The following is a 24,626-nucleotide window of genomic DNA, read 5'->3' as shown; positions in this document are numbered from 1 at the left end:
ACGCATGGCAGGTATTCGCAAAAGCAGGTTGTCCGGCCCCTTGCCGAACGGTCACAACGGGGTCATCACCATACGCTGACTGATCCTCATGCGCCGGCCGGGTTTTCGGGCGGTTTGTCGAAAGAGACTGCCTTCATGACCCCTCGGTCCACCGGCCTCATCTGCGCCATTGCGGCGGTGACGATCTTTTCGATGCAGGACGGGATTTCCAAACATCTGGGCAGCGCCTATCCGCCGATCTTCATCACCATGATCCGCTACTGGGCGTTCGCGGGCTTCGCGTTTGCGCTGGCCAGCCGCTCGGCCGGCGGGGTGAAGGTTGCGGCGAACGCCAACCGGCCCTGGCTGCAGATCGCCCGCGGCGCGCTGCTGGCGGTGCAGATCGTCATCTCGATCTTTTCCTTCTCGCATGTCGGGCTCGCGGCCAGCCATACGATGTTTGCGGCGACGCCGCTGGTGGTCGCCTGTCTTTCGGTGCCGTTCCTCGGCGAAAAGGTCGGCTGGCGGCGGTGGACGGCGATCGGCGTCGGCTTTGTCGGCATCCTTCTGATCGTCAACCCGCTCAACGCCACCTTCGACGCCCGGATCGTCATCCCGATGGTCGCGACGCTGATGTTCGGGCTGTATTCGGTCATGACCCGGCTTGCCAGCCGCACCGACACCTCCGACACGGCCTTTTTCTATACCGGCGTCGTCGGCGCGGTGACGATCACCGTCGTCGGCCCGTTCTACTGGACGCAGGTCACGCCTACCGACTGGCTGTGGATGCTGGTGCTCTGCATCACCGGCATAAGCGGGCATTACCTTCTGATCCGCGCCTTCAACCTGCTCGATGCGGTGGTCGTGCAGCCGATGTCCTATATCCAGTCGGTGCTGGTCTGCCTGATCGGCGTCTTCGTATTCGGCGAGGTGATGACCGCCAACATGATCTTCGGCGTCGCAATCGTCATCGGCGCCGGCATCTTCACCATCTGGCGCGAGGCGCGACTCGGGCGCGCAACGCCGCCGGCGATCGATCCGCCGGGCACGCCGTAAGGGGTGGTGAGTGGAGCCCCTCCCGCTTGTGGGGCGGGGTTGGGGAGGGGCCTTCGCTCCGCCTCAAAACCCCTCCCGCCTGCCGGCCACGCTCCCCACAAGGGGGAGGGTTAAGACTGTCGCGCCCTCCTCCCTCGCCTGCAACGCCCTGCCCATCGCAAACTGCACGGCTTTCGCGACTGCATGGCCGCATCAATCCCGGTGATGGATTGATTGAGCAAAAGTTGTTTTAAGAACGGCGGCGCGCGCGGTATGTTTTGCTCCTTGTGTTCGAGGAGATCCCCATGCCCATGTCCGCGTCGCCATCCGTGCTCCCCTCGAGGCCGAAGCCGGCTTCCATGCCCTGGCTGATTATCGTCGCCGGCGCCCTGATCGCCATGCTGACCTTCGGCCCGCGTTCGGCCATGGGCTTCTTCCAGCTTCCGATGCTCTCCGACACCGGCTGGGACCGGTCCACCTTCGGGCTGGCGATGGCGATCCAGAACCTTGCCTGGGGGCTCGGCCAGCCCTTCTTCGGGGCGCTTGCCGACAAATACGGCACAGGCCGCGTCCTCACCATGTCCGGCGTGCTCTATGCCGCCGGCCTCATCGTCATGGCCAATGCCAATGCGCCGGTCTGGCTGCATATCGGCGGGGGTGTGCTGATCGGCCTGGCAATCGCCGCCGGCTCCTTCAGCGTCATCCTTTCGGCCTTTGCCCGCAACGTGACGCCGGAGCAGCGTTCGATGGCGTTCGGCATCGGCACGGCCGCAGGCTCGGCCGGCATGTTCCTGTTTGCGCCGCTGAGCCAGGCGCTGATCAGCAATTTCGGCTGGTCCGACAGTCTGGTCTATCTGTCGGTGCTGATGCTGATCGTGCCGCTGCTCGCCTTTCCGTTGCGCGGCAATGCAAGCTCGGGAAGCCAGTCGCACAGCCAGTTCCAGCAATCGGTGGGTGCGGCTCTGAAGGAAGCCTTCGCTCATCAGAGCTACCTGCTCCTGACCGCCGGGTTTTTCGTCTGCGGCTTCCAGGTCGCCTTCATCACCGCGCATTTTCCGGCCTATCTCGGGGATATCGGCATCGCGCCCGCCTATGCGGTGATTGCCATGGCGCTGATCGGCTTCTTCAACATCATCGGCTCGCTCGGCGCGGGCTTTATCGGCCAGCGGTATTCGAAGCCCTATTTCCTCGCCTACATCTATATCGCCCGATCGATCGCCGTGACGGCCTTCCTTCTCCTGCCGCAAACGCCGGTCTCGGTGATCGTGTTCGCGATCGTCATGGGGCTCCTGTGGCTTTCCACCGTGCCGCCGACCAATGGGCTCGTCGCCATCATGTTCGGCACGCGCCATCTCGGGCTCCTGGGCGGCCTCGTCTTCCTGTCGCACCAGGTGGGCTCGTTCCTCGGCGTGTGGATGGGCGGTTATCTCTACGACCGTTTCGGCTCCTACGATCCGGTCTGGTGGCTCGGCGTGGCACTCGGCCTTTTTGCCGCCGCCGTGCATTGGCCGATACAGGAAAAGCCGGTGGACCGTGGGGTATTGCAGCCGCAGCCGGCGGAGTAATGACCGGCCAGGCCTTTAGCTGGCCTGACGTTCCGCATCCTTCGAAAGCGCCTTCAGCGCCGCCTGGACGAAACCGTCGCGGGCGGCGTTTTCCGTCAGGCCCCGGGGTTCGTAGACGTGGCGGTGCAGGAAATAACCTGTAAGCCGGAAGGCTTCCGCCATGCTGTCGCGGTCGGCGGCCGAAGCGGCGCCTTCTCCGAGGAACCCCGGCAGGGCCAGCATGCGGTCGGCATAGGGCGCGCCGGCATCGCGGGAGACGGCGCGGCCGCTTTTCGGCGAGACGTAGACGAGGTTTTCCCGTCCGCCGGTCGCCGCGCATTCGGTAAGGTCGAGGCCGAACCCGAGGTCGTTCAGAACCGCGAGCTCGAAACGCACGAAAAGCTCGCCGGCATCGGACGGATCGTCGAAGGCATCGAGGATGATGTCCAGCGCATCGAAGAGATGCGGATGCGGGTCGCGCTCGGGCAGCAGGCGCAGCAGCGCGCCCATCGCCTGGACGCCGTAGACGGCCGTCGCCGTTTCCATCAGCTTGGCGGCGCGCAGCCTGACGGGCTCCAGCTTGAACTCGCCGAGATGTTCGTCGAGCCTCGCGCGCCAGACCACTTCCACCCGGTTTCCGGCCTGCAGCACCGGCTGCATCGACCGCGAACGGCCGGAGCGGACGAGGCCGAGGTGCCGGCCGCGGTCACGGGTCATCAGCTCGGCGATGACGCTCGTCTCGCCGTGGCGCTTGACGCCTATGATGATCGCTTCGTCCTGCCACTGCATGTATCTGTTCAAGCTCCTTTCGAGCCGATTCAACAATAGAGCATAAGTCCTTCGGACTGAATCGGTTTCTGCTGTCGCGCAGTTGCGACAAAGATGCATATGCCTATGGGCTTGCCTGGAACAAAACGGCCTCCATTTGGATTCCTGTGCGAAAATTCGCGACGCCAACACGACCGTCAATACGACCTCTGGGAGTCTTCATGAAATATGTCCTCTTCGCCGCCGCCCTTCTGACCGCTTCGCCCGCCACCCTTTTCTCCTCGCCGGCCGCCGCGCAATCGCAGCCGCTCGAGCAGGCCTGCATCACCGTGGCCAAAAATTTCCTGCTGGTGCCGTCGATCAAGACGGGCATCGTCCAGTCCTTTCCGGAACTGGATCCGCCGGGCGCGCGGCTCACCTATTCCACCCGCGAGGACGCCAAGCCGACCGATTTCACCAACCAGATCGAGTGCGAGTTCGACAAGGGGCAGCCGCCCTTCCGCCTGCAGCGCTTCTGCATTTCCGACACCTGCTATGGACCCAACGAGCAGGACCAGGACAATCGCCGCCGCTACCAGGAAGTCAGGGCGCTGATGGACCGACAGAAGTGACGCGCAAGCCTATTTGCCGAGCACGTTGAGCGCCGAGGTGAGATAACGTGCGGCGAGCACCTGGCGGCGTTTGGTGGCGAGCCAGAGAGCGGCGCGGCAATGGCGCTCCAGAGGATCGGTCGCGGCAACCGCCTCGGCCGCGGACTGGATGGCAACGGTGCCGGAATAGATATACGGAACGCCCTCGGCATCGCGCAGACAACGGCCATTGGCGGTAACGTCGATCCGGCGGCCGTCCGGATGGGTAAGGCGGTAATTTTCCTGGTATGCGCCGCCGCTGACGATCGCATCGTGGATCGCCTTGGCGACCCGTTGCCTGTCGCCCTCGTTGACGTAGCGGATCACCCTTTCGATGGGGGCGCCGGCGGCCAGCTCCTCTTCGGAAACGCCGAATATGTCGGCGATCACCTGGTCGCCATACACCTTGTTTTCCGGGACGACCCAACTGTAGAAGCCGAGAGAATTCGGATCATCCGAGCCCGTGTCTTCCTCTCCCGATCCGACGTCCGACATTCATGACTCTCCGTGCCACTTTGTCGATAAATTGGATGTTCGGCTCTACGTTAGCAAGTCATTATAATGATGGATAAAAACCGCTACCTAGCTCCTTCGTCCGCGGGTGACCCTCGGAAGAACTGACGCCGCCATGCGGCGGCGTAGGCGGATATCGGCATTGCTCAGGATTTCGGAAATTCCAGTCCCATTTCGCGGAACCGTTCCGGATCGTCGCCCCAGTTCTCGCGGACCTTGACGAACAGGAAGAGGTGGACGGGCTGTTCGAGGATCTCGGCCAATTCCTTGCGGGATGCCGTGGAGATTGCCTTGATGGCGTCGCCGTTCTTGCCGAGCGCGATCTTCTTCTGGCTGTCGCGCTCCACGTAGATGACCTGTTCGATGCGCACCGAACCGTCCTTGCGTTCCTCCCACTTCTCCGTCTCGACATGGCTGGCGTAGGGGAGTTCCTGGTGGAGGCGCAGAAAGAGTTTTTCACGGGTGATCTCGGCCGCCAGCTGGCGCATCGGCAGGTCGGAAATCTGGTCCTCGGGATAATACCAGGGGCCTTCCGGCAGCTTGTCGGCCAGATAATCCATCAGGTCGTCGCAGCCGGAACCGGTGGTCGCGGAGACCATGAAGGTGCGCTCGAACGGCACGGCCTCGTTGGCCGTGGCGGTGAGCTTCAGCAGATCCTCGTGGCGGACGCGGTCGATCTTGTTGAGCACCAGGATCTTCGGCTGATGGACTTCCTTCAGGCCTTCCAGGATCGCCTCGGCGTCGCCGCGGATACCGCGTTCGCTGTCGATCAGGAGCAGGATCAGGTCGGCATCCTTGGCGCCGCCCCAGGCCGACGTCACCATGGCGCGGTCGAGCCGGCGGCGCGGCTTGAAGATACCGGGCGTATCCATGAAGACGATCTGGGCGTTGTTGTGGATGGCGATGCCGCGCACGATGGCGCGCGTCGTCTGCACCTTGTGGCTGACGATCGAGACCTTGGCGCCTACGAGCCGGTTGAGAAGCGTCGATTTGCCGGCATTGGTCGGGCCGATCAGCGCTACGAAGCCGGAGTGGGTTGCACCAGCGGATGTCTGGCCGGCTGCGTTCTCTTCACCGGTAATGTTGTCGTTCTCGGTCATAGTGTCCAATTCATTGTTCGGCAGAGGGTTTCTGCCACACGCCTTCGCGTTCGAGCATCTTGGTGGCGGCCACCTGTTCGGCGGCGCGCTTGGAACGGTCCTCACCGGTTTCCGGCGCCACGCCCGCAACCTCGACGGTCACCGTGAAGCGCGGATCATGATCCGGGCCGGAGCGTTCGTCCACCCGGTAGGCGGGCGTCAGGCCGAATTTCGCGTGCGCCCATTCCTGCAGCTCGGTCTTGGCATCGCGCCGCGCACCGTCTGCGCGAGTGGCGCGGCCTTCCCAGTACCTGATGATGAAGCCGCGGGCGGCTTCCAGCCCGCCATCCAGATAGAGGGCGGCAATCAGGCTTTCCACCACGTCGGCGCGCACGTTCATCATCCGCTTGCCGGTCAGCTTCTTGACGTCGGCGCCGGTACGGATGAACCGATGCAGCTCCAGCTCGTCGGCGACAATCGCGCAGCTATCGGCGCTGACAAGCTGGTTCAGGCGCACGGAAAGCTCGCCTTCGGCGGCGGTGCGGAACGTCTTGAACAGCAGTTCGGCGACACAGAGGCCGAGCACGCGGTCGCCCAGGAATTCCAGCCGTTCGTAGTTCGCACTCTTGGCCGACCCGGTGCTCGCATGGGTGAGCGCCCGGTCGAGCCATTGCTTGTCGGCGAATTCATGACCTATGGCTTTTTCAAGCTGGCCGCGTTCCTCCGCCGAAAGCGTCTTGGACTTCATCACCGGACGACCTTGAAAATCCGATCCCAGCGCATGTTCGTCGGCCACTTCCAGATTTCACGGAACGAGGTGTCGTTGCCGAGCGAGAAGAAGATGACGCTGGCGCGGCCGACCAGGTTCTCGGCGGGCACGTAACCGACGTCGAAACGGCTGTCGAGCGAGTTGTCGCGGTTGTCGCCCATGAAGAAATAGTGGCCGGCCGGGACGACGAATTCCTGGGTATTGTCGCCTCGCGAAACCGGCGAATGGTCGAGCGTGTCATAGGTGACGCCGTTGTCGAGCGTTTCGCGGAAGACCGGCACGTCGGTGCCCGGATCGAGGCTGTAATCGGAGGTGAAGGTGCCGTCGCCCTGTTTGGGAACCGGCTTGCCGTTGAGGAGCAGTACGCCGTTGGTAACCTGGACGCGGTCGCCCGGCAGGCCGATCAGGCGCTTGATATAGTCGATGTCCGGATGGCTCGGCAGGCGGAAGACGATGACGTCGCCGCGCTTGGGTTCGCTGAATTCCAGGATACGGCCCGAGAACAGATTGGGCGAGAACGGCAGCGAATATTTGGAATAACCGTAGGCGAACTTGTTGACGAAGATATAGTCGCCGACGAGCAGAGACGGCATCATCGAGCCGGACGGGATGGTGAAAGGTTGGAACAGCACGGTGCGGATCACCATTGCCAGCAGGAGAGCCTGGATGATGACCTTGATGTTTTCCCAGAGGCTGTTCTGCGACTTGGTCTCGGCTTTGTCGGACACGTTTGACGTCTTTCTGTTCGGCTCGGCTGTTGCCAGCGGTTTTGCGTTCTCTAAACCCTTCGCAAAGCGGCGGCAATGGTCGATTAGGCCGCGAGGCGCGCTTCGATCACCACAAAGGCCTGTGCATAAGGGTATTCGTCGGTGATGGTGATGTGAATAACCGCTTCATGGCCTGACGGCATCATGCTCGCGAGGCGTTCGGCGGCGCCATTGGTGAGCACCATGGTGGGTCGCCCGCCGGGCAGATTGACGACCCCCATATCCTTCCAGAACACGCCGTGCGCGATGCCGGTGCCGAGCGCCTTGGAGCACGCCTCCTTGGCGGCGAAACGCTTGGCATAGGAGGCCGCCCGGTTCTGGCGGCGGTCGGATTTCGCCCGCTCGATCTCGGTGAAACAGCGATGGGTAAAACGCTCGCCGAACCGTTCGATGGATTTCTCCACGCGTCTTATGTCGATGAGGTCACTGCCCATGCCGATGATCATGAAATCTTCCTCGCGGCGCCCAGCCGGTTCTCGTCAATCTTTATACTGACTTGAGGGCTCCGGCCCGCGCCGTCAAGCGTTCCAGCCGCCGGTTGCGGAAACTGCGCACGCCCAGATAAGTACCGGCATAGAAAACCAGGCCGCACAGGATGCCCGGCGGCAGGGAACCGATCAGCATCGGCTCCAGGATCGGCCGCCAGAGTTGCGAGACATCGAGGTGATGAAACAACCTGCCGAGATCGAGACTGTCATGGCCGGCGGCGTCGTGGCCGAGCATCGTCTCGCCAAGTTTCCAGGTGAGCGGCCAGATGATCGGACAGGTGATGGGATTGGCGAAGGTGGTGCCGAGCGCCGCGGCGATCATGCTGCCGCCGAAGAGATAGGCGAGCGGGATCGCAAACAGGATGTGGAGACCAAGAAACGGCGTCCAGGCGCTGACGACGCCGATCGCAAGCCCCGCTGCAACCGCATGCGGCGAACCGCCGATGCGCATCACCTTCAGGCGATAATATTCGAGGACGCGGCGAAAGTCCTTGGGAGGCAGGACGGCACGGCGCAGTCTTTGACGAATTCCAAGCGGTGTACGGCGGCGAAACGGCATCGGGGCGCATCTGGTTCGGCAGCGGGATATTCATCCGTCGGCTGCGGGAATCTTCGGTCCAACAGGCTTTAGCCCAAGCCGAAGATGATGGCGAAAATTGGCCCGCCCTAGATAAGAGCGGCTTTCGCAGAGGTGATCCGGTCACCGGTCGCATCGACGCGGGAAGACCTGCAGCAGCCGCGCGGCGTCATTTCCGCGCGAACGGGTGGCTGATCGGAACGTATCGCTTAGAAGGACGACTTGCGGAACATGCCGCGGTCGATCTGGCGCATGCGGTATTCGAGGTCGATCCGGTCGTTTGCTTCGTTCAGGTAAGCGACTTCGCGGTCCTGGGTGGTGGGGACGCGGAAAGCGCGGGCGAACTTGCGTACTGAGTCAAACATGATGTGTTCTTTCTTTCTAATATTGCACTGCAGCAATATAAGACGCGGAATCATGCTTTACCAACGCCGCAACCGCCGGGCAGCCCTGCGTGGGAAGCATGGCGGGTTAATGGGGATGCGCAGGAAATGGGCGGGCGCCCGAGTTTATTAAATTTCGCAAGCGGAGAAGGCGACCCTTCAAAGCAGAGGGACCGTGCGCTTTTGAGTGTATTTGGTATGGTTGCCGGCACTATTTCGAGCACGGATGTCGGAATCTCGTTTAGCCGGCCGTCTTCAAGACGGACAAGCCATGGAGGACGACGATGACCATTACTATTACCGCCTTCGAACGATCGCCCGACCGCGGCAGAGGGCTGGCGCGTGACATGCGCGTTCGCTGGGCACTCGAGGAAGCGGGACAGCCTTACGAGGTTCGCCTCGTATCGTTCAAGGCGATAAAGGAGCCCGCGCATCTGGCGCTTCAGCCTTTCGGGCAGATTCCGACCTATGAAGAAGGCGATCTCGCGCTCTTCGAGTCGGGAGCGATCGTACTCCATATCGCGGAACGCCACGGAGGCCTGCTGCCGGACGATGCGAATGCCCGGGCGCGGGCGATCGCGTGGATGTTTGCCGCGCTCAACACCGTGGAGCCGCCGATCTTCGATCGCAGCCTCGCCAGGATCCTCGAGCGTGACGAGCCCTGGTACGAGAAGCGTCTGCACGCCCTCGACGACACCATCCGGAAACGGCTGGCCGATCTTTCCCGCCGCCTTGGCGAGGCCGACTGGCTCGATGGCGAATTCAGTGCCGGCGATCTTCTGATGGTGTCGGTGCTGCTCCGGTTGAAAGCGTCGTCGGATATGCTGGACGATTATCCGAACCTCTCCGCCTATGTCGCCCGCGGCGAAGCGCGGCCCGCATACAAGCGCGCCTTCGCCGCCCAGTTGGCCGTTTTCACGGCCGCATCGGCCAGCTGACCACGACCGGCTCCGCGTTCAAAGCCATCATCCGGGTCTTTTTTGATCGGCCGGCGGGGCCGATCCTAGCCTGAATCGAGAAAGCTCTATCGGCGGATTGGTGTCTTTCCGACCAGCCTTTTCCTTGGCTAAATCTCCCTCGGGCTCGTCGGGCGTGACGGCCGGCGGAAATGAGGAGGATGCCATGAATGATCGCAACGTATCGGTGAAGGAGATACGCCAGAACGAGAACCGCTTCCTGAGCTCCGACATTTTTGAATCAGGGCAGTATGTCTTCCCCCGTCGCAACGGCGAGGGCGTCCTCAGGGAAGAGGCGCGCGACATTCCGATCTATCATCGCTGCGACGTGCTGGTCGTGGGTGGGGGACCATCCGGAACCGCCGCAGCGCTCGCCGCTGCGCGAACCGGCGCGGAGGTCGTGGTGCTGGAGCGCTACAATCATCTCGGCGGGCTTTCCACCGGAGGCGTGGTGATCTGGATCGACCGGATGACCGACTGGGACGGGCGGCAGGTCATTCGCGGTTTTGCCGAGGAGGTTCTCGGCCGCCTTCCTCCTGAAGCCGTCGCCGGGCCGGACAGGAGCCTGTGGGGACAGCGGAACGCCGACCTGGCGAAATACTGGCGGCTGCGCACATCCGCTTTCCACGGCATCGTCACCTGGGCGCCCACGATCGACCCTGAAAGACTGAAACTGACCTCGCAGGAAATGCTCATCGAGGCGGGCGTGCGGATCGTCTTCCATTCCTGGGCGGCGACGCCGGTGGTCGAGGACGGCGCGGTAAAGGGCGTCATCTTCGAAAGCAAGGAAGGCCGCCAGGGGATCATGGCCAAGGTCGTCGTGGACTGCACCGGCGACGGCGACGTTTTTGCGCGCGCAGGAGCGAGTTTCGAGGCCGATATCGAGGAGGGCGACGTGCATCACTCGATGAATACCGGTTTCATGCTGGGCGGCGTGGACATGGCCACATGGCTCGCCTTCCGATCGGAGCAGGAACTGGCGTTCGCCGACTTCAATACGCTCGGGCGCGACCAGCTCGGGTTCTTCCAGACGCCCTACGTTTCCTGGCGCAACGACATCGCGCTGTTCCTCGGGCCGCGGCAATCGGGGCTTTCGGCGCTCAATGTCGACGACATGACCGAAGTCGAAATCCGCTCGCACCGGTTCATGCAGTCGCATTGCGAATTCTTCCGCAGCCATGCACCGGGGTTCAAGGACGCCTACATGCTGCTCAGCGCGCCGCAGCTCGGCGTCCGGCATACGCGGCGTCTGGCGGGCGCCGGCCGGATCGAACGCAGCCAGTGGGCAAGCGGCACAATCCAGCCCGACGAAGTCGGCGTCAGCCCCTCGGTGTCGCCAAAATTTCCGGTCCTTTCGATACCTTACGGAGCACTCGTGCCGGCAAGGCTGGGCGGACTGCTGGCCGCCGGGCGGCACATCTCCTGCGATGCGAACAGCCACGGCTTCATGCGCGAAATTCCCCAGTGCTGGCTGACCGGACAGGCGGCGGGTGCGGCGGCGGGTATTGCGGCCAATCGCGGCGTCGCGCCGCGGGATGTGGATATTGCCGAGCTGCAGTCGACCTTGCGGGCTCAAGGCGCCTTCGTGCGGGATGCGAGCGAGGCGGCAACGGTGGTGAGCCAGGCGGAAACGGCGCAGGGCTGATTGTTAAGTAAGCAGCGCGGCAGGCGACAGAGGGGGGGTGGTGCCGCATATTCCATGGGCCGTTGAGTTCGCTAAGCCACCCCCCTCTGTCAGCTCTGCTGACATCTCCCCCGCAAGGAGGGAGAAGGGAGATTGCCGCACCCATCCCCTCAGTCATACACCCGCTTGACGTTCGCCACGCAGTCGAGATCCTTCATCTGGTTCAACAGCTGGTTCAGCTGGCGCAGGTCCCAGACCTCGACTTCCATCGTGATCTCGGAGAAGTCGGCGGCGCGGTTGCTGCCCATGGTCAGCGCGCGGATGTTGATGTCGAGATGGGCGATCGTCTGGGTGACGGTCGCGAGCGTGCCCGGCTCGTTCAGCGTGTTGACCTCGATGCGGGCTAGGAAGCGGGACTTGTTGGCCTCGTCCAAATCCCAGCGCACGTCGATCCAGCTGTCCGGCTGGTCGTCGAACCTCTGCAGGGCCGAGGCCTGGATCGGGTAGATGGTGATACCCTTGTCCTTTTCCATGATGCCGACGATGCGATCGCCGGGTACTGCGCCGCTCGGCGCGAACCGCACCTGCAGATTGCCCGAAAGACCGCGGATCGGCAGCGGATCCGGCCCGGCCTCGATTTCTTCCGGGGAGACGCGCCGCTGGTTCGGCAGCTTGAAGATCATGCCCGAGGCGCTGCGCATGTTGAACCAGCCGTCGTCGGTGGCCGGCTTCACCGTGACGCGTTCATCCTTGTAATCCGGAAAGACCGCGCGCAGCACGTCGAGCGAGGAGAGCTCGCCGCGCCCGACGGCGGCGATCGCATCCTCGACATCCTTGTGGGCGAGCCGGGGCAGAGCGGGTTTCAGGGTATCGCGGGTAAAGACCTTGCCGGCGCGCTCGAAGGTGCGCTCCAGGATGCGGTGGCCAAGGCCGGCATATTGCTTGCGGATCGCCATGCGGGTGGCGCGGCGGATCGCCGAGCGTGCCTTGCCCGTCACGACGATCTCTTCCCAGGCGGCAGGCGGCACCTGCACGCCGGAGCGGATGATCTCCACCTCGTCGCCGTTGTTCAGCCTCGTCACCAGCGGCATGATCCGGCCGTTGATCTTGGCGCCGACGGTGGTGTTGCCGATATTGGTGTGGACCGCGTAGGCGAAGTCGATCGGGGTGGCGCCCCTCGGCAGGGCGATCAGCTTGCCCTTCGGCGTGAAGCAGAAGACCTGGTCCTGGAACAGTTCGAGCTTGGTATGTTCCAGGAATTCTTCCGGATTGTCGCCCTCGGCCAATGACTCGATCGTGTGGCGCAGCCAGGAATAGGCGTTGGATTCCTTCGGCAGCAGCTCCCCGCCCTTCACCGCCCCTTGGCCGTCCTTGTAGAGCGCATGCGCGGCGATGCCGTATTCGGCGATCTCCTGCATCAGCTGGGTGCGGATCTGCAGCTCGATACGCTGACGGGACGGGCCGACGATCGTCGTGTGGATGGAGCGGTAGTCGTTCTGCTTCGGGTTGGAGATATAATCCTTGAAGCGGCCCGGCACGACGCGCCACCGCGTATGAACAATGCCGAGCGCGCGATAACAGGACGGAATGTCGCCGACGACGATGCGGAACCCGTAGACATCCGAGAGCTGCTCGAAGGAGAGCGACTTCGACTGCATCTTGCGGAATACCGAATAGGGCTTCTTCTGGCGGCCCTTGACGAAGGCGTCTTTCAGACCATTGGCGATCAGCAGCTCACGCAGTTCGTCCTCAATCTTCTTGATCAGGCCCTCGTTGCGGGCCTCGAGATCGGCGAGCCGGCCGGTGACCGTCTCGTAGGCCTCCGGGTTCATGTAGCGGAACGAAAGCTCTTCCAGCTCGTCGCGCATGTCCTGCATGCCCATGCGCCCGGCAAGCGGCGCATAGATATCCATCGTCTCTTCGGAAATGCGCGCCTTCTGCTCGGCCTTCATGTGCTCGAGCGTGCGCATGTTGTGCAGGCGGTCGGCGAGCTTGACGAGGAGGACGCGGACGTCGTCGGAAATGGCAAGCAGCAGCTTGCGCAGGTTTTCCGCCTGTTTGGCTTTCTTCGAGACCAGGTCGAGGCGCTTCAGCTTGGTGAGACCTTCGACCAGCCGGCCGATATCCTCACCGAACAGTTCGTCGATCTCGGCGCGGGTGGCGGTGGTATCCTCGATCGTGTCGTGCAGCAGGGCGACCGCAATCGTCGACTCGTCGAGATGCATGTCGGTGAGGATGGCTGCCACTTCGAGCGGATGGGAAATATAGGGGTCGCCGCTCGCGCGCTTCTGCTGACCATGCTTCTGCATGGCGTAGACATAGGCCTTGTTGAGCAGAGCTTCGTTGGCTTCGGGCTTGTATTTCTGAACCCGTTCCACCAGCTCGTATTGCCGCATCATCCTGAAAAATGTCCTCGATACCGCTTCAGTGCCCGTGAATGGGCACCGGACGAAAAGAAAATGGCGCGCCAACCGGGAAGGTTGGCGCAGCCATCATAAAACATTCAAGCAGATTAGGGCGAGAGAATGAACGAAAACTTGCTAAGCGAATGTTTCGCTTAGTAATCGTCGCTCTTTTCCGGCGGCACGAGGCCTTCGATGCCGGCGAGCAGTTCCTCTTCCGACATCTGGTCGAAGGTGACGGTTTCCGGAGCGTCGTCTTCCTCGTCGCGATCGGAGGCGACGGCAACACCGCCGGCAGCGATCAGCGAAGCCGGATCGGGCTCGGGCTCGTCGACTTCGACATGCTTCTGCAGCGAATGAATGAGGTCTTCCTTGAGGTCGTCCGGCGAAAGCGTCTCGTCGGCGATTTCGCGAAGAGCGACGACAGGATTCTTGTCATTGTCGCGGTCGATGGTGATCGAAGCGCCCTGCGAGATCTGGCGGGCGCGGTGGCTCGCGAGCAGGACCAGTTCGAACCGGTTGTCGACTTTGTCAATGCAATCTTCTACTGTGACACGGGCCATTGCCTGTCCTTTGATCAGTGATTTTCGGAATTGATACGCCCGATACAGGCATTGCGCGGCAAATTCAAGTTTTTCCTGAGAATTGACTTTTGACAAGGCGCGCCACGTCTTCTGGGGGCGCCCGCGAATTTCAACCTCAAGCTGCTTGGATTATTACGAATCGTGCCATAAATGACAGTTATATGAATAGTTCGTAATGTAGTGGATTATTCCGGAGATTTGGTTCGGCTTATATTGACCAGGCCTCCACCTGCAAAGCAGGTTCATAAGAAAAGGGGATGGAGACCATATGTTTGACCCAAGGGAGAAGATTGCTCTCTTTATAGACGGCGCAAATCTTTACGCTGCTTCGAAAAGCCTCGGTTTCGACATCGATTACCGGAAATTGCTCAAGGCCTTTCAGAAACGCGGTTATCTTCTTCGCGCCTATTACTACACGGCCCTGATCGAGGATCAGGAATACTCTTCGATCCGTCCGCTGATCGACTGGCTCGACTACAACGGGTACAAGGTCGTCACCAAGCCGGCCAAGGAATTCACGGACTCGATGGGCCGCCGCAAGATCAAGGGCAATATGGACATCGAACTTGCTATCGATGCCATGGAACAGTCTGAGACCGTCGACCATCTCGTGCTGTTTTCCGGCGACGGCGACTTCACCACGCTGGTCGAAGCCCTGCAGCGCAAGGGCCGCAAGGTTTCGGTGGTTTCGACCATGGCAACCCAGCCGCCGATGATCGCCGACGACCTGCGCCGCCAGGCCGACCATTTCATCGATCTCGTATCGCTGAAGGCGGAAGTCGGCCGTGACCCGTCCGAGCGCCCGCCCCGTCCGGCGGAATCGGCCGAGGCAGCCGATCTCTGATAGAGGCGAGACCTCAGATATCAAAACGAGAATAGGCGCCCGTTTTTCGGCGGCGCCTTTTTTCGTTCTGGGCTAGAAAGGTGCATGCTTTTCGAACGCCCTTCCGAAGACACCCTTTATGACGCCCTGGTCGCCCGCGACGCCTCCTATGAAGGTTTTGCCTGGGCAGCGGTCAAGACGACCGGCATTTTCTGCCGCCTCACCTGCCCCGCCCGCAAGCCGAAGCGCGAGAATACCAGTTTCTTCGAAACCATCGCCGAATGCCTGGAAGCAGGCTTTCGGCCGTGCAGCCGCTGCCGGCCGATGCTGAAGCTCGGCGAGGCGGATCCGATGGTGACGCGGTTGCTGACGGCACTCGACGCAGAACCCTTTCGGCGGTGGAGCGAGGAGGATGTCGTTTCGCTCAGTATCGATCCGTCGACCGCGCGGCGTGCCTTCAAGCGGCAGTTCGGCATGAGCTTCCTCGAAATCGCCAGGCTCCGGCGGATGGGCAAGGCGGCCGAGACGCTGAGGCAAGGGGCGAGCGTTCTCGATGCGCAACTTGATGCCGGTTATGAATCCGGCAGCGGCTTCCGCAGCGCGGTGACCAAGCTGTTCGGTGCGGCGCCCACCAACCTGCGGACCAAGACCCTGCTCAGGGCCGACTGGATCGAAACGCCGATCGGGCCGATGATGGCGATTGCCGATCAGCACTCGCTGCACCTGCTCGAATTCGCCGAGCGCAAGGCGCTGCCGGCGGAAATCAAGAAACTGCAAAAATTCACCGGCAGCGGCATCGTCATGGGGCGTCATCCGCCGATCGATCAGATCGAGGCGGAGCTGAAGGCCTATTTTTCCGGCGAGGACCTTGGGTTCAAAACGCGGCTTGCCGGGCACGGATCGCCTTTCCAGCGCCAGGTCTGGGAGGCCTTGCGGGCGATCCCGGCCGGAGTGTCCACCACCTATGGGGCGGTCGCTGCCGAGCTCAACCTCCCCTACTCCACCCGCGCGGTGGCGGGCGCCAACGGCGCCAACCAGATCGCCATCGTCATCCCCTGCCACCGCCTGATCGGTGCGGACGGCAGCCTCACCGGTTATGGCGGCGGGCTGTGGCGCAAGCGCTGGCTGCTGGAGCATGAGCGGAGGATGGTGGTGGGGAAGGGTTAGGGAGCACCTGTGCGCAAGCGCGTTCGAGGTGTTGTGCCCCGTGATACCCCCCTCTGCCCTGCCGGGCATCTCCCCCACAAGGAGGGAGATTACAAGTGGATGACCGCCGCTCCCAAAGTTTCGTGGCAGAGGGTGAGACCTCAGAGAGGAAGTGGTGAGCACGCCGCCAGCCGATCTCCCCCCTTGTGGGGGAGATGCCCGGCAGGGCAGAGGGGGGTGACGCCACACCCGCAACATCAATGTCACACAGACGCAGAGGGTGACGCCACCCACCAATCTCACGCCGATGCCGGTTCGCTGAGCTGAAGCCCCGGCTGCGACTGCCGCTTCGCCTTCCTGGCCCGAAAAATCGCCTCGACGATCAAGGCCAGAGGCAGGCCGATGAAGAACGGGATGAAGAAATAGATCACCCGGAAGGCGACCAGCGAGCCGATCGAGGCCTGGTCGCCCATGACGTGGCGGACCGTCGCTTCCAGCACGCCGAGACCACCCGGTGCATGGGTGATTAAAATCGCGAGATTGGCGAGCACGAAGGCCGTCGCGGCCTTGAGGTAACTGACATCCGCGGTGGCGGCCATGACTTCGCGCAGGCAGGCCGAGACCAGCGCGAAATTGATCGTGCCGATCACCACCTGGGCAATGGCGATCTTCAGGGTCGGCATTTCGAAGATCCAAGAGCCGATCTTCAACGGCGTTCGCACGAAGGCGGCGAGCGCCAGGTAACCGGCTGTTGCAGCAAGGCAGGCAAACCCGATGGCGACGACCACGACGTTGCTCAAACCGAGTACAGAAGCGGCATCTCCGGGGTTGATGATCATGACGACGCCCGACAGCATCGCCATGCCGATGCCGACCGTGACGCCCGACAGCAGCACGATCTTCGCCACATCCTCGGTGCTCATGCCCCAATGGGCATAATAACGATAACGCAGTGCGCCGCTGCTCAAGCCCGAAAGACCGACGCTCTGACCGATCGATAGCGCGATGAACGAGGCAAGGCCGATCTTCGGATAGGCGAGATCGTTCTTCACATAACGCACGCCGGCCCAGTCGAAGCCCGAGAGGCAGACATAGGAACCGAAGGCGAAAAGGAGGGCCATCAACAGGTTGACGGTCGGGATCGCCCGGAAGGAGGAGACGATCTCGGACAGCGTGAAATCGCGGAACGTATGGTAGAGCAGGTATCCGGCGGCACCGAAGCCGACGACCAGCATGACGTAAGTTAAGATTTTCTTTCGCGTCATTTGCCCCATAATCCGCACGCACTCACAAGATCACACGCAACGGACGGATGCGGATTTTGTTCCTAAAGCGGGATTTCAGAGGCGGTCCATGATGCGCGAGAAGCGTGGATCGTTGCGGTTATAGCCGCGCGAGGGGCTGCGGAAACCGTCTTCGGTCGGAGTGAGCTCGCTGATCTCATCCACGTGAAAGAGCCGCCAGCCGACGCCGGTACCGGCCATCTGCCAGGCGCTGAGTGCCAGTTCCCCCTGCCCGACATAACCCAGAATATGCGGCCGCACCCTGCGCCTTGTGTCCTTGTAGCGGAGCTCGATGATCCGCCGCCGCTCGATCGCATCGATGATGATATCCGGATAGCTTGTTTTGCGCACGCGAACTCCCTGGTATCTCCCTTAACGAACGGGAGTTCAGGAAGTTCACGATTGATGTCGGCCAGCAGGCTTTGCAACTGGCCGCTACGGCGATCGGGATCAGGGCGGAGATCAGTTCGACTTCAGCAGTCGCGACTTCTGGCGGTTCCAGTCGCGTTCCTTCTCCGTCTCACGCTTGTCGTGCAGCTTCTTGCCCTTGGCGAGGGCGAGTTCGAGCTTGGCGCGGCCCTTTTCGTTGAAGTAGATCTTCAACGGCACCAGCGTCATGCCTTCGCGGTTGATGCCGGCGCGCAGGCGGCCGATCTCGCGTTTGGAGAGCAGCAGCTTACGGCGGCGGCGCGGTTCGTGATTGAAACGGTTTGCCTGCAGGTATTCCGGCAGATGCGAATTGATCAGCCAGATTTCGTTGCCCTCGTCGGAGGCGTAGGATTCGGCAATATTGGCCTTGCCTTCGCGCAAAGACTTGACCTCGGTCCCGGTCAGAACCAGGCCGGCCTCGTAAGTATCCATGATTTCATAGTTGTAGCGGGCCTTGCGGTTCTCCGCGACAATCTTGTTGACCGTACGCTGGCTGCCTTTGGGTGCCATGGGTGTATTCCGTTCCGCCCTTATCTGAAAACAAATCCCCGCCCATGGGCTATGAGCGGGGTTACTTGTCTATGTAATGCGGCCGATGCCGAAAGTGAAGCGGCGAGCGCGGATGTGTCTCAGTTCAGGAGGCCGGCGTGGCGCAGCGCGGAATCGATCGCCGCCTCGGTTGCCGGTTCCAGCGTCGAGACCAGCGGCGAGCGGACCGTGCGGTTCATGCCGCGGATCCTGTTGAGGCCGTATTTGGCGCCGCAGAGGCCGGGTTCCAGGAAGATCGCCTTGTGCAGCGGCATCAGGCGGTCCTGATATTCGAGCGCCTTGGCATAATCACCCGCAAGCGTCGCCGCCTGGAATTCCGCGCAGAGGCGCGGCGCGACATTGGCCGTCACCGAGATGCAGCCGACGCCGCCGTGGGCGTTGAAGCCGAGCGCTGTCGCGTCCTCCCCCGAAAGCTGCACAAAATCCTTGCCGCAAGTGATGCGCTGTTCCGAGACGCGCTCGATCTTGCCGGTCGCATCCTTGACGCCGACGATATTCCGGTGCGCCTTCACCAGCGCGCCCATCGTTTCCGGCGACATGTCGATGACCGAACGCGGCGGGATGTTGTAGATGATGATCGGCAGCTTCGTCGCTTGCGCGATCGCCGAGAAATGCGCGATCAGGCCCTTCTGGGTCGGCTTGTTGTAATAGGGCGTCACGACGAGCACGGCGTCGGCGCCGGCCTTTTCCGCGTGCACGGCAAGCTCCACCGCCTCGCGCGTGTTGTTGGAGCCGGCACCGGCGATAACGGGAACCCGCTTTTTGGCGACTTCGATACAGAGTTCCACGACGCGCTTGTGCTCGTCATGGCTCAACGTCGGCGATTCACCGGTGGTACCGACAGGCACCAGACCGCTGCTGCCTTCGACGATCTGCCAATCCACATGCGCGGCAAAAGCCTGCTCATCCACCGCATCATCGGCGGTGAACGGGGTGACCAGCGCGGGCATCGATCCCTTGAACATGCAAAACTCCCAATCGACAGCGTTCATTCTGCTGCCGCAATCCATGACTATGAGGGCTTTCGACAACTTTGGACGGGCCGCGACGCAGCCGACCTTCCCGAAAGCCTTTCAGGTCGCGCACCATAAAGCGGCGGGAAAGCGGCGACAAGCGCAAGTGCCAGGGATTTCATATGGAATCTCATATAAGAAACCGCGCATTTTCACAAACGCGGTAAGCTTTCGTTAACGTGGCTGGCGGCTAATAAGGGGACGACTATTTTCGCGAGTTACCGGATGTACAGGCCTGTTCTGATCCTCGCAGCACTGGGGCTCGGCGCTGCGAGCATGCATGCATTTGCCGCATCGCTGCCCGAAAGCATGGCCCCCCTTTCCTATATGAAGCCCGAGAACCCGGTGGCGATCACCATGCCCGCCGCAATGCCGGCGCCGGACGTGACCGGCACGATCCCGAGGACCGGCCCGCTGGTGGTGGCACCTGAGCTGAAAGCCGGGCTCGATGCGCTTTCCGGCAATGACATCGCCGCCGCGCTTGCCACACGCAATGGTCTAGCCGAAGGCTCGCTCGACCGGCATATCCTCACCTGGGCGATCGCCACCTCCGGCGCGCCGGGCGTGCCGTCGGGCGAGATCGCAGCGGCCCAGGTGGAACTGAAGGGCTGGCCGGGCCTGAAGGGTCTGCGCGCCAATTCCGAACGCGCGCTTTATCGCGAAAACCCGCCCGCCCCGACCGTGCTCGCGGCCTTCGGCTCAACCCGCCCGGAAACCACCGAGGGCACACTCATCCTCGCCCGCGCGCTCGTCGCCTCCGGCAGACAGGTCGAGGCCGCCCGGCCGCTTCGGCAGATCTGGTTCACCGAAACGCTCGAGAAGCCGACCGAAGACAAGATCCTCGCCGAATTCTCAGGCCTGCTAACCCCCGCTGACCACAAGGCGCGGATGGATTTCCTGTTGTACAAGGGGCGTGCCGCGCAGGCCAAGCGCTTCGGCGATCTCGGAAAGGCGCAATCGCTCTACAAGGCCTGGACCGCCGTCATCAGCAATGCCAAGAATGCCGAGACGCTTCTGAACGGCGTCGATGGCTCGCTGAAGGACGACGCGGGTTATCTCTTCGCCCGCATCGAATATCTTCGGCGGCAGGACAAATACCGGGATGCCGCAGACCTGCTCGAAAAGGCCCCGCGCGACGCGGCAAAACTGGTCAACACGACGGAATGGTGGAACGAGCGGCGCATCGTGGCGCGCGGGCTTGCCGACCAGGGCGAGTTCAAGCTCGCCTACCGGACCGCGGCCAATTATGTCGCCGCCTCCTCCACCGATATCGTCGATGCGGAATTCCACGCCGGCTGGTATGCGCTGCGGGCGCTGCATGAACCGGCAACCGCCGAGAAACATTTCCGCAAGATTCTCGAGACCTCGAACAAGCCTCTTTCGGCGTCGCGCGCCCTCTATTGGCTCGGCCGCGTGGCGGAAGACGGCGGACCGGGCAGCGCCAAGGAGTTCTTCGCTAAGGCGGCGCATTTCTCCAGCACGTTCTACGGCCAGCTTGCCGCCGCACGGCTCGACCTCAAGTCGCTCGACGTCACCTATCCGACCGCGAGCGGGGCCGACCGCCAGAATTTCGAAAGCCGCGAGGCCGTCCGAGCGATCGCAAGGCTCGAAGATGCCGGCCACGGCAAACGCGCAGCGGTGCTCTATCGCGCGCTGGCGGAAGAAATGACCAGCCCCGGGGAACTGGCGATCCTCGCGGCAAGGGCCGAATCGGAAGACAATCACGCCCTGTCGCTGCAGATCGGCAAGACCGCTTTCAGCCGCGGCATCGATGTGGCGGCGCTCGCCTTCCCGATCGGCGTCATACCGGCCGGCGCCGATATCGCCGGTTCCGGCAAGGCGCTCGCCTATGCGATCGCACGCCAGGAAAGCGCCTTCAACCCGGGCGCGGTTTCGCCAGCCAATGCCAGAGGTCTCCTGCAGATCCTGCCCGGCACGGCGCAGGGCGTTGCCAAGCGGCACGGCCTCACCTATGCGGCGGCACGGCTGACCACGGATGCAGGCTACAATGCCACCCTCGGCGCCCATTATCTCGGCGAACAGATCGACACGTTCGGCGGCTCCTACATCCTCACCTTCATCGCCTATAACGCAGGCCCGAAACGGGTGCCGGAATGGATCACCCGCTACGGCGATCCGCGCGGCAAGTCCCTTGACGAGGTGGTCGACTGGATCGAGCGTATCCCCTTCCCCGAAACCCGCAATTACGTGCAGCGGGTGATGGAGAACTACCAGGTCTACAAGACGAGGCTCGGGCAGAAGGCGGATATAGAAGCGGATCTGCGGTTCGGGCGGCGGTAATTACATCGCGGCCTGATCGAGTCTGATCTTCTACCTTCGAACAAGAGACAACGCGGGCCTAATTTCGAACAGCCATCCCTGTTGCAGTCGAAGTCATCAAAACAAAAAGCCCGGCACGAGGCCGGGCTTCTAAGCTTAATCCGATCAAATCAGATTAGAAGTCGCGCTGCAGGCGGACGATACCCTGTACCGTACCGTCTTCATCGCCAACTTCCACGTAGTTTACAGCAACCTTGGCAGCGAAGTTTTCGACGATCTGGTAGTTGACGGTCACGCCAGCGCCCCAGGCGTCGTCACCGAAGAAGTCGCCGTCTGCATCAGCTTGCGTATTCCAGATGTACTGGGCTTCCGGAATGATTTCGAGCTTGTCGGTCGCCTTGAAGGAATAGGCAACGGCCACAGCTGCTTCACCGGCACCGGTATCGGTTACGCCGTAGTAGGCATTGTCACCCGACGACCAGACACCGGAAAGGTAGAAGGTGCCCGGACCAACGGCAACAGAACCGATCGCGCGGACGGCACCGTTTTCGGCGCCGAAGTCATAAGAACCGAGCAGTTCGAGCTTGGCCGGGCCGATTGCTGCCTGGATGATAGCTTCGATACCGACGTTCTGTCCGCCAACGCCCTGAAGACGCGACAGTTCGTCAACCTGAATGCCAGCCGTGAAGGCCGAGCCGGTATAGGTGTAGGAGATCGACTGCAGACGGTTCGAACCGAGGTTGTCGAGTTCGCCCGGCAGGTCGTTTGCATCCCACCAGTTCAACCAGCGACCAACGCGGAAACCGCCGAGCTGGATATAGGCTTCATTGATATAGGCGCCGTTGGAGCTGCCGTTGGACGTGTAACCGACGTCCTGGTTGGCTTCGAAACGAACCGAGGCAACCGAGGTCAGCGTGCCGAGTTCGGTGTCGGACTTTGCAGTGAAGTCGAGCTGAGCGCGGCTATACGAATCCCAGTCGCCGTTGTTGAAGCTATTGGTGTCCTCACCAAAGCCGACTTCGAAACGGACATAACCACCGACCTTGAGGCAGGTTTCAGTGCCCGGGATGTAGAAGTAACCAGTGCCGAACGCGTCGCAGACACGAACGTATTCCATAGGCTCCGGTTCGGCAGCGACGATTGCGTCGGCAGCCTGAGCACCGGAAACTGCCGCGAGAGCCGCTGCAGAACCGAGAAGAAGGCTCTTAATGTTCATTCTTTTGACCTCCAGTCAATTTCTCTGAATGCTAGTTCGCGCCCGACCCAAAATTGATCAAACACGTAAAGGCCGCATAAGCAGCCCCATTCCCCAGTATCATCTCCCCATATGGAGGCCCTACATAGAGGCCAACCATTTATAGAAAACTCCCCCGGCGAACCGGGGGAGTTCCATTATGATTAGAACGTGCGATCGAGACGGACGAAGCCATCCCAGAATTCTTCAGCAGCGCCCGAAGTTTCGTTGTAGTTCGCGGTAACCTTGGCAGTGAAGCCCGGAACGATCGTGTAATCGACCGTTACGCCAGCGCGCCAGGCGTCGTCGCCCGTGAATTCGCCGTCAGCATCGACTTCAGAGTTCCAGACGTAGGTACCGCCGGGAGTGATCGTCAGCTTGTCGGAGACCTTGAAAGCGTACGAAGCAGCGAGAGCCCATTCACCACGGTTGAAGTAGGCGTTATCGAAGTTCGCATCGCCCACGCCGCTCGACCAGATGGCGAGAGCCTGCAAGGTGCCCGGACCGACCGGAGCCGAGATGAGGGCACGAACTGCACCGTTTTCAGCACTGAAGTCATAAGCGCCGAGAAGGTCGAAAGCTACGCCGCCGAACTTGGTCGTTACGATAGCTTCGAGACCGACGTTCTGGCCACCAAGACCCTGAAGACGCGACAGTTCGTCAACCTGGACACCAGCGGTGAAGGCGCTACCCGTGTAGAAGTAGCCGACCGACTGCATACGGGTGTTCTGGGTACCGGAGTTCCAATCGGATTCGCCGTTGATACCCTTATCCCAAGGGTTGTAGTAACGACCAACCTTGAAGCCGCCGAGCTGGATGTAGGCTTCGTTGATGTAGGCGCCGTTGGCGCTGCCGTTAGACGTGTAAGCAACGTCCTGGTTGGCTTCGAAACGAACCGAAGCAACCGAGGTCAGCGTACCAAGTTCCGTGTCAGACTTCGCGGTGAAGTCGAGCTGAACGCGGCTGAAAGTATCCCAGTCGGTGTCGTTGAAGGAGTTTACGTCCTGGCCGATATCAGCCTGGAAACGGACGTAACCGCCGATCTTGAGGCAGGTTTCGGTGCCCGGGATGTAGAAGTAGCCGGTGCCGAAAGCGTCGCAAACGCGAACGTATTCCATGGGCTCCGGTTCAGCAGCTACGATGGCGTCAGCTGCCTGAGCGCCGGAGACTGCTGCGAGGGCAGCAGCGGAGCCGAGAAGAAGGCTCTTGATGTTCATTTTTGACCTCCAGTCAAAGTTTCGTATGGGTCTGGGTTCTTTTGGCTGAAGGACAGCGTTCCCTGCCCCATCCCCGTCGATTGCTAGAAGAAGGACGATCCACCGCCTCGCTTCCGGATTTGAAAATACAAGACGGGGAAGGTCATGCAATCTGGAACTTCAATCGGGCGCCCTTCCGGTACCCGCTTCCCATAAGTCTGTTGCCGAAAGGACACAAAGCCGGGGACTGCCTTAGGTGGTATTTTACGCTTTGTTAAGAAAGGGCTTATCCGGCAGCCACTTAGCGCCGCGGAGAAGCCTCGGAAGGGAATCACCTCGCCCGCCAAGCGGCGCGCGTGCACGGCCGTGCGAGCTGCCGGCAGAGGTCGATCAGAACGGCATTGGGATTCGGAATTGGGCGGGCGTTTCGAGCCTGGAATGGCGGAGAAGATGGGATTCGAACCCACGATACCCTCTCGGGTATACTCCCTTAGCAGGGGAGCGCCTTCGACCACTCGGCCACCTCTCCGGTTGGGCCTGATTATTGGGAAACGATATCGATGGCAAGGTCTTTTA

The 24,626-nt window shown here is 61.8% G+C and carries 24 protein-coding genes and 1 tRNA gene; 8 read left to right on the top strand and 17 right to left on the bottom strand.

The genetic code is table 11. The features are described from left to right. The first annotated feature begins 135 nt into the window (after positions 1–135). Both LZK81_RS06865 and LZK81_RS06860 read left to right on the top strand, forming a co-directional pair. Complete coding sequence (locus LZK81_RS06865) at positions 136–1,035, top strand: DMT family transporter (protein WP_233955609.1); 900 nt, start codon at positions 136–138, stop codon at positions 1,033–1,035. 290 nt (positions 1,036–1,325) lie between these two features. Beyond that, positions 1,326–2,579, top strand: a complete 1,254-nt coding sequence (locus tag LZK81_RS06860; protein WP_233956495.1) for an MFS transporter — start codon at positions 1,326–1,328, stop codon at positions 2,577–2,579. Between the two features lie 15 nt (positions 2,580–2,594). Here the strand turns inward: LZK81_RS06860 and recO are convergent, their stop codons facing one another. Then, positions 2,595–3,347 carry a DNA repair protein RecO gene (recO, locus tag LZK81_RS06855; RefSeq protein ID WP_233956494.1) on the bottom strand — a complete coding sequence of 251 codons (753 nt, stop codon included), beginning with the start codon at positions 3,345–3,347 and terminating at the stop codon, positions 2,595–2,597. Positions 3,348–3,547: 200 nt separating this feature from the next. Here recO and LZK81_RS06850 point away from each other — a divergent pair, with 200 nt between their 5' ends. Further along, positions 3,548–3,937: a hypothetical protein gene (locus LZK81_RS06850; protein ID WP_233955608.1), complete on the top strand. Its 390-nt coding sequence runs from the start codon at positions 3,548–3,550 to the stop codon at positions 3,935–3,937. A gap of 9 nt (positions 3,938–3,946) precedes the next feature. On the opposite strand, the gene LZK81_RS06845 is transcribed toward LZK81_RS06850, so the two are convergent. The 7 genes from LZK81_RS06845 to LZK81_RS06815 form a co-directional block, all read right to left on the bottom strand. Next, positions 3,947–4,450, bottom strand: a complete 504-nt coding sequence (locus LZK81_RS06845; protein WP_046611977.1) for a PAS domain-containing protein — start codon at positions 4,448–4,450, stop codon at positions 3,947–3,949. Positions 4,451–4,614: 164 nt separating this feature from the next. Continuing rightward, on the bottom strand, positions 4,615–5,568 hold the full coding sequence (era, locus tag LZK81_RS06840) for a GTPase Era (protein WP_233955607.1): 954 nt from the start codon (positions 5,566–5,568) through the stop codon (positions 4,615–4,617). A 10-nt stretch (positions 5,569–5,578) separates the two neighbouring features. After that, positions 5,579–6,298, bottom strand: a complete 720-nt coding sequence (rnc, locus tag LZK81_RS06835; protein ID WP_233956493.1) for a ribonuclease III — start codon at positions 6,296–6,298, stop codon at positions 5,579–5,581. Then, the gene (gene lepB, locus LZK81_RS06830; RefSeq protein WP_046605691.1) at positions 6,295–7,044 is read right to left on the bottom strand and encodes a signal peptidase I; all 750 of its coding nucleotides are present in this window, start codon (positions 7,042–7,044) and stop codon (positions 6,295–6,297) included. The genes rnc and lepB overlap by 4 nt, the downstream gene beginning before the upstream one ends. Positions 7,045–7,127: 83 nt before the next feature. Continuing rightward, positions 7,128–7,529 carry a holo-ACP synthase gene (gene acpS, locus LZK81_RS06825; RefSeq protein WP_046611980.1) on the bottom strand — a complete coding sequence of 134 codons (402 nt, stop codon included), beginning with the start codon at positions 7,527–7,529 and terminating at the stop codon, positions 7,128–7,130. A 40-nt stretch (positions 7,530–7,569) separates the two neighbouring features. Continuing rightward, positions 7,570–8,130 (bottom strand): DUF2062 domain-containing protein, encoded by a 561-nt coding sequence (locus LZK81_RS06820; protein WP_233955606.1) that lies wholly within the window; start codon positions 8,128–8,130, stop codon positions 7,570–7,572. A 227-nt stretch (positions 8,131–8,357) separates the two neighbouring features. Further along, entirely contained in the window at positions 8,358–8,513 is a 156-nt protein-coding gene (locus LZK81_RS06815) for a DUF3563 family protein (RefSeq protein ID WP_080951252.1), read from the bottom strand. A gap of 302 nt (positions 8,514–8,815) precedes the next feature. On the opposite strand from LZK81_RS06815, the gene LZK81_RS06810 reads away from it, so the two are divergent. Together LZK81_RS06810 and LZK81_RS06805 are read left to right on the top strand one after the other, a co-directional pair. Next, entirely contained in the window at positions 8,816–9,469 is a 654-nt protein-coding gene (locus LZK81_RS06810) for a glutathione S-transferase family protein (protein WP_233955605.1), read from the top strand. A gap of 184 nt (positions 9,470–9,653) precedes the next feature. After that, on the top strand, positions 9,654–11,132 hold the full coding sequence (locus tag LZK81_RS06805; RefSeq protein ID WP_233955604.1) for an FAD-dependent oxidoreductase: 1,479 nt from the start codon (positions 9,654–9,656) through the stop codon (positions 11,130–11,132). A 149-nt stretch (positions 11,133–11,281) separates the two neighbouring features. On the opposite strand, the gene LZK81_RS06800 is transcribed toward LZK81_RS06805, so the two are convergent. Then, positions 11,282–13,510 (bottom strand): RelA/SpoT family protein, encoded by a 2,229-nt coding sequence (locus tag LZK81_RS06800; protein ID WP_046611983.1) that lies wholly within the window; start codon positions 13,508–13,510, stop codon positions 11,282–11,284. Positions 13,511–13,668: 158 nt separating this feature from the next. After that, positions 13,669–14,076, bottom strand: coding sequence for a DNA-directed RNA polymerase subunit omega (rpoZ, locus tag LZK81_RS06795; protein ID WP_037080919.1), 408 nt, complete (start codon positions 14,074–14,076; stop codon positions 13,669–13,671). A 289-nt stretch (positions 14,077–14,365) separates the two neighbouring features. Here rpoZ and LZK81_RS06790 point away from each other — a divergent pair, with 289 nt between their 5' ends. Continuing rightward, complete coding sequence (locus LZK81_RS06790) at positions 14,366–14,941, top strand: NYN domain-containing protein (RefSeq protein ID WP_046605695.1); 576 nt, start codon at positions 14,366–14,368, stop codon at positions 14,939–14,941. Between the two features lie 84 nt (positions 14,942–15,025). Then, positions 15,026–16,087: a bifunctional transcriptional activator/DNA repair enzyme AdaA gene (locus LZK81_RS06785; RefSeq protein WP_233955603.1), complete on the top strand. Its 1,062-nt coding sequence runs from the start codon at positions 15,026–15,028 to the stop codon at positions 16,085–16,087. A 278-nt stretch (positions 16,088–16,365) separates the two neighbouring features. Here LZK81_RS06785 and LZK81_RS06780 read toward each other — a convergent pair whose 3' ends face one another. From LZK81_RS06780 to dapA, 4 genes are all read right to left on the bottom strand, one after another. Continuing rightward, positions 16,366–17,331: a lysylphosphatidylglycerol synthase transmembrane domain-containing protein gene (locus LZK81_RS06780; protein WP_233955602.1), complete on the bottom strand. Its 966-nt coding sequence runs from the start codon at positions 17,329–17,331 to the stop codon at positions 16,366–16,368. Between the two features lie 75 nt (positions 17,332–17,406). Beyond that, positions 17,407–17,700, bottom strand: a complete 294-nt coding sequence (locus tag LZK81_RS06775) for a WYL domain-containing protein (protein ID WP_233955601.1) — start codon at positions 17,698–17,700, stop codon at positions 17,407–17,409. 111 nt (positions 17,701–17,811) lie between these two features. Next, positions 17,812–18,288 carry an SsrA-binding protein SmpB gene (smpB, locus tag LZK81_RS06770; protein WP_046611986.1) on the bottom strand — a complete coding sequence of 159 codons (477 nt, stop codon included), beginning with the start codon at positions 18,286–18,288 and terminating at the stop codon, positions 17,812–17,814. Positions 18,289–18,407: 119 nt separating this feature from the next. Beyond that, positions 18,408–19,292, bottom strand: a complete 885-nt coding sequence (gene dapA / locus LZK81_RS06765) for a 4-hydroxy-tetrahydrodipicolinate synthase (protein WP_046605699.1) — start codon at positions 19,290–19,292, stop codon at positions 18,408–18,410. 273 nt (positions 19,293–19,565) lie between these two features. On the opposite strand from dapA, the gene LZK81_RS06760 reads away from it, so the two are divergent. Next, positions 19,566–21,641, top strand: coding sequence for a lytic transglycosylase domain-containing protein (locus LZK81_RS06760; protein WP_233955600.1), 2,076 nt, complete (start codon positions 19,566–19,568; stop codon positions 21,639–21,641). A 154-nt stretch (positions 21,642–21,795) separates the two neighbouring features. Here the strand turns inward: LZK81_RS06760 and LZK81_RS06755 are convergent, their stop codons facing one another. The 3 genes from LZK81_RS06755 to LZK81_RS06745 form a co-directional block, all read right to left on the bottom strand. Then, on the bottom strand, positions 21,796–22,836 hold the full coding sequence (locus LZK81_RS06755) for a porin (RefSeq protein WP_233955599.1): 1,041 nt from the start codon (positions 22,834–22,836) through the stop codon (positions 21,796–21,798). Between the two features lie 182 nt (positions 22,837–23,018). Beyond that, on the bottom strand, positions 23,019–24,071 hold the full coding sequence (locus LZK81_RS06750) for a porin (protein ID WP_233955598.1): 1,053 nt from the start codon (positions 24,069–24,071) through the stop codon (positions 23,019–23,021). 418 nt (positions 24,072–24,489) lie between these two features. After that, positions 24,490–24,579: transfer RNA gene (locus LZK81_RS06745), tRNA-Ser, on the bottom strand. Between the last annotated feature and the right edge of the window lie 47 nt (positions 24,580–24,626).

Source organism: Neorhizobium galegae, assembly GCF_021391675.1.
Taxonomy (GTDB): Bacteria; Pseudomonadota; Alphaproteobacteria; order Rhizobiales; family Rhizobiaceae; genus Neorhizobium; species Neorhizobium galegae_B.
This window is presented reverse-complemented; position numbering and strand designations above follow the sequence as displayed.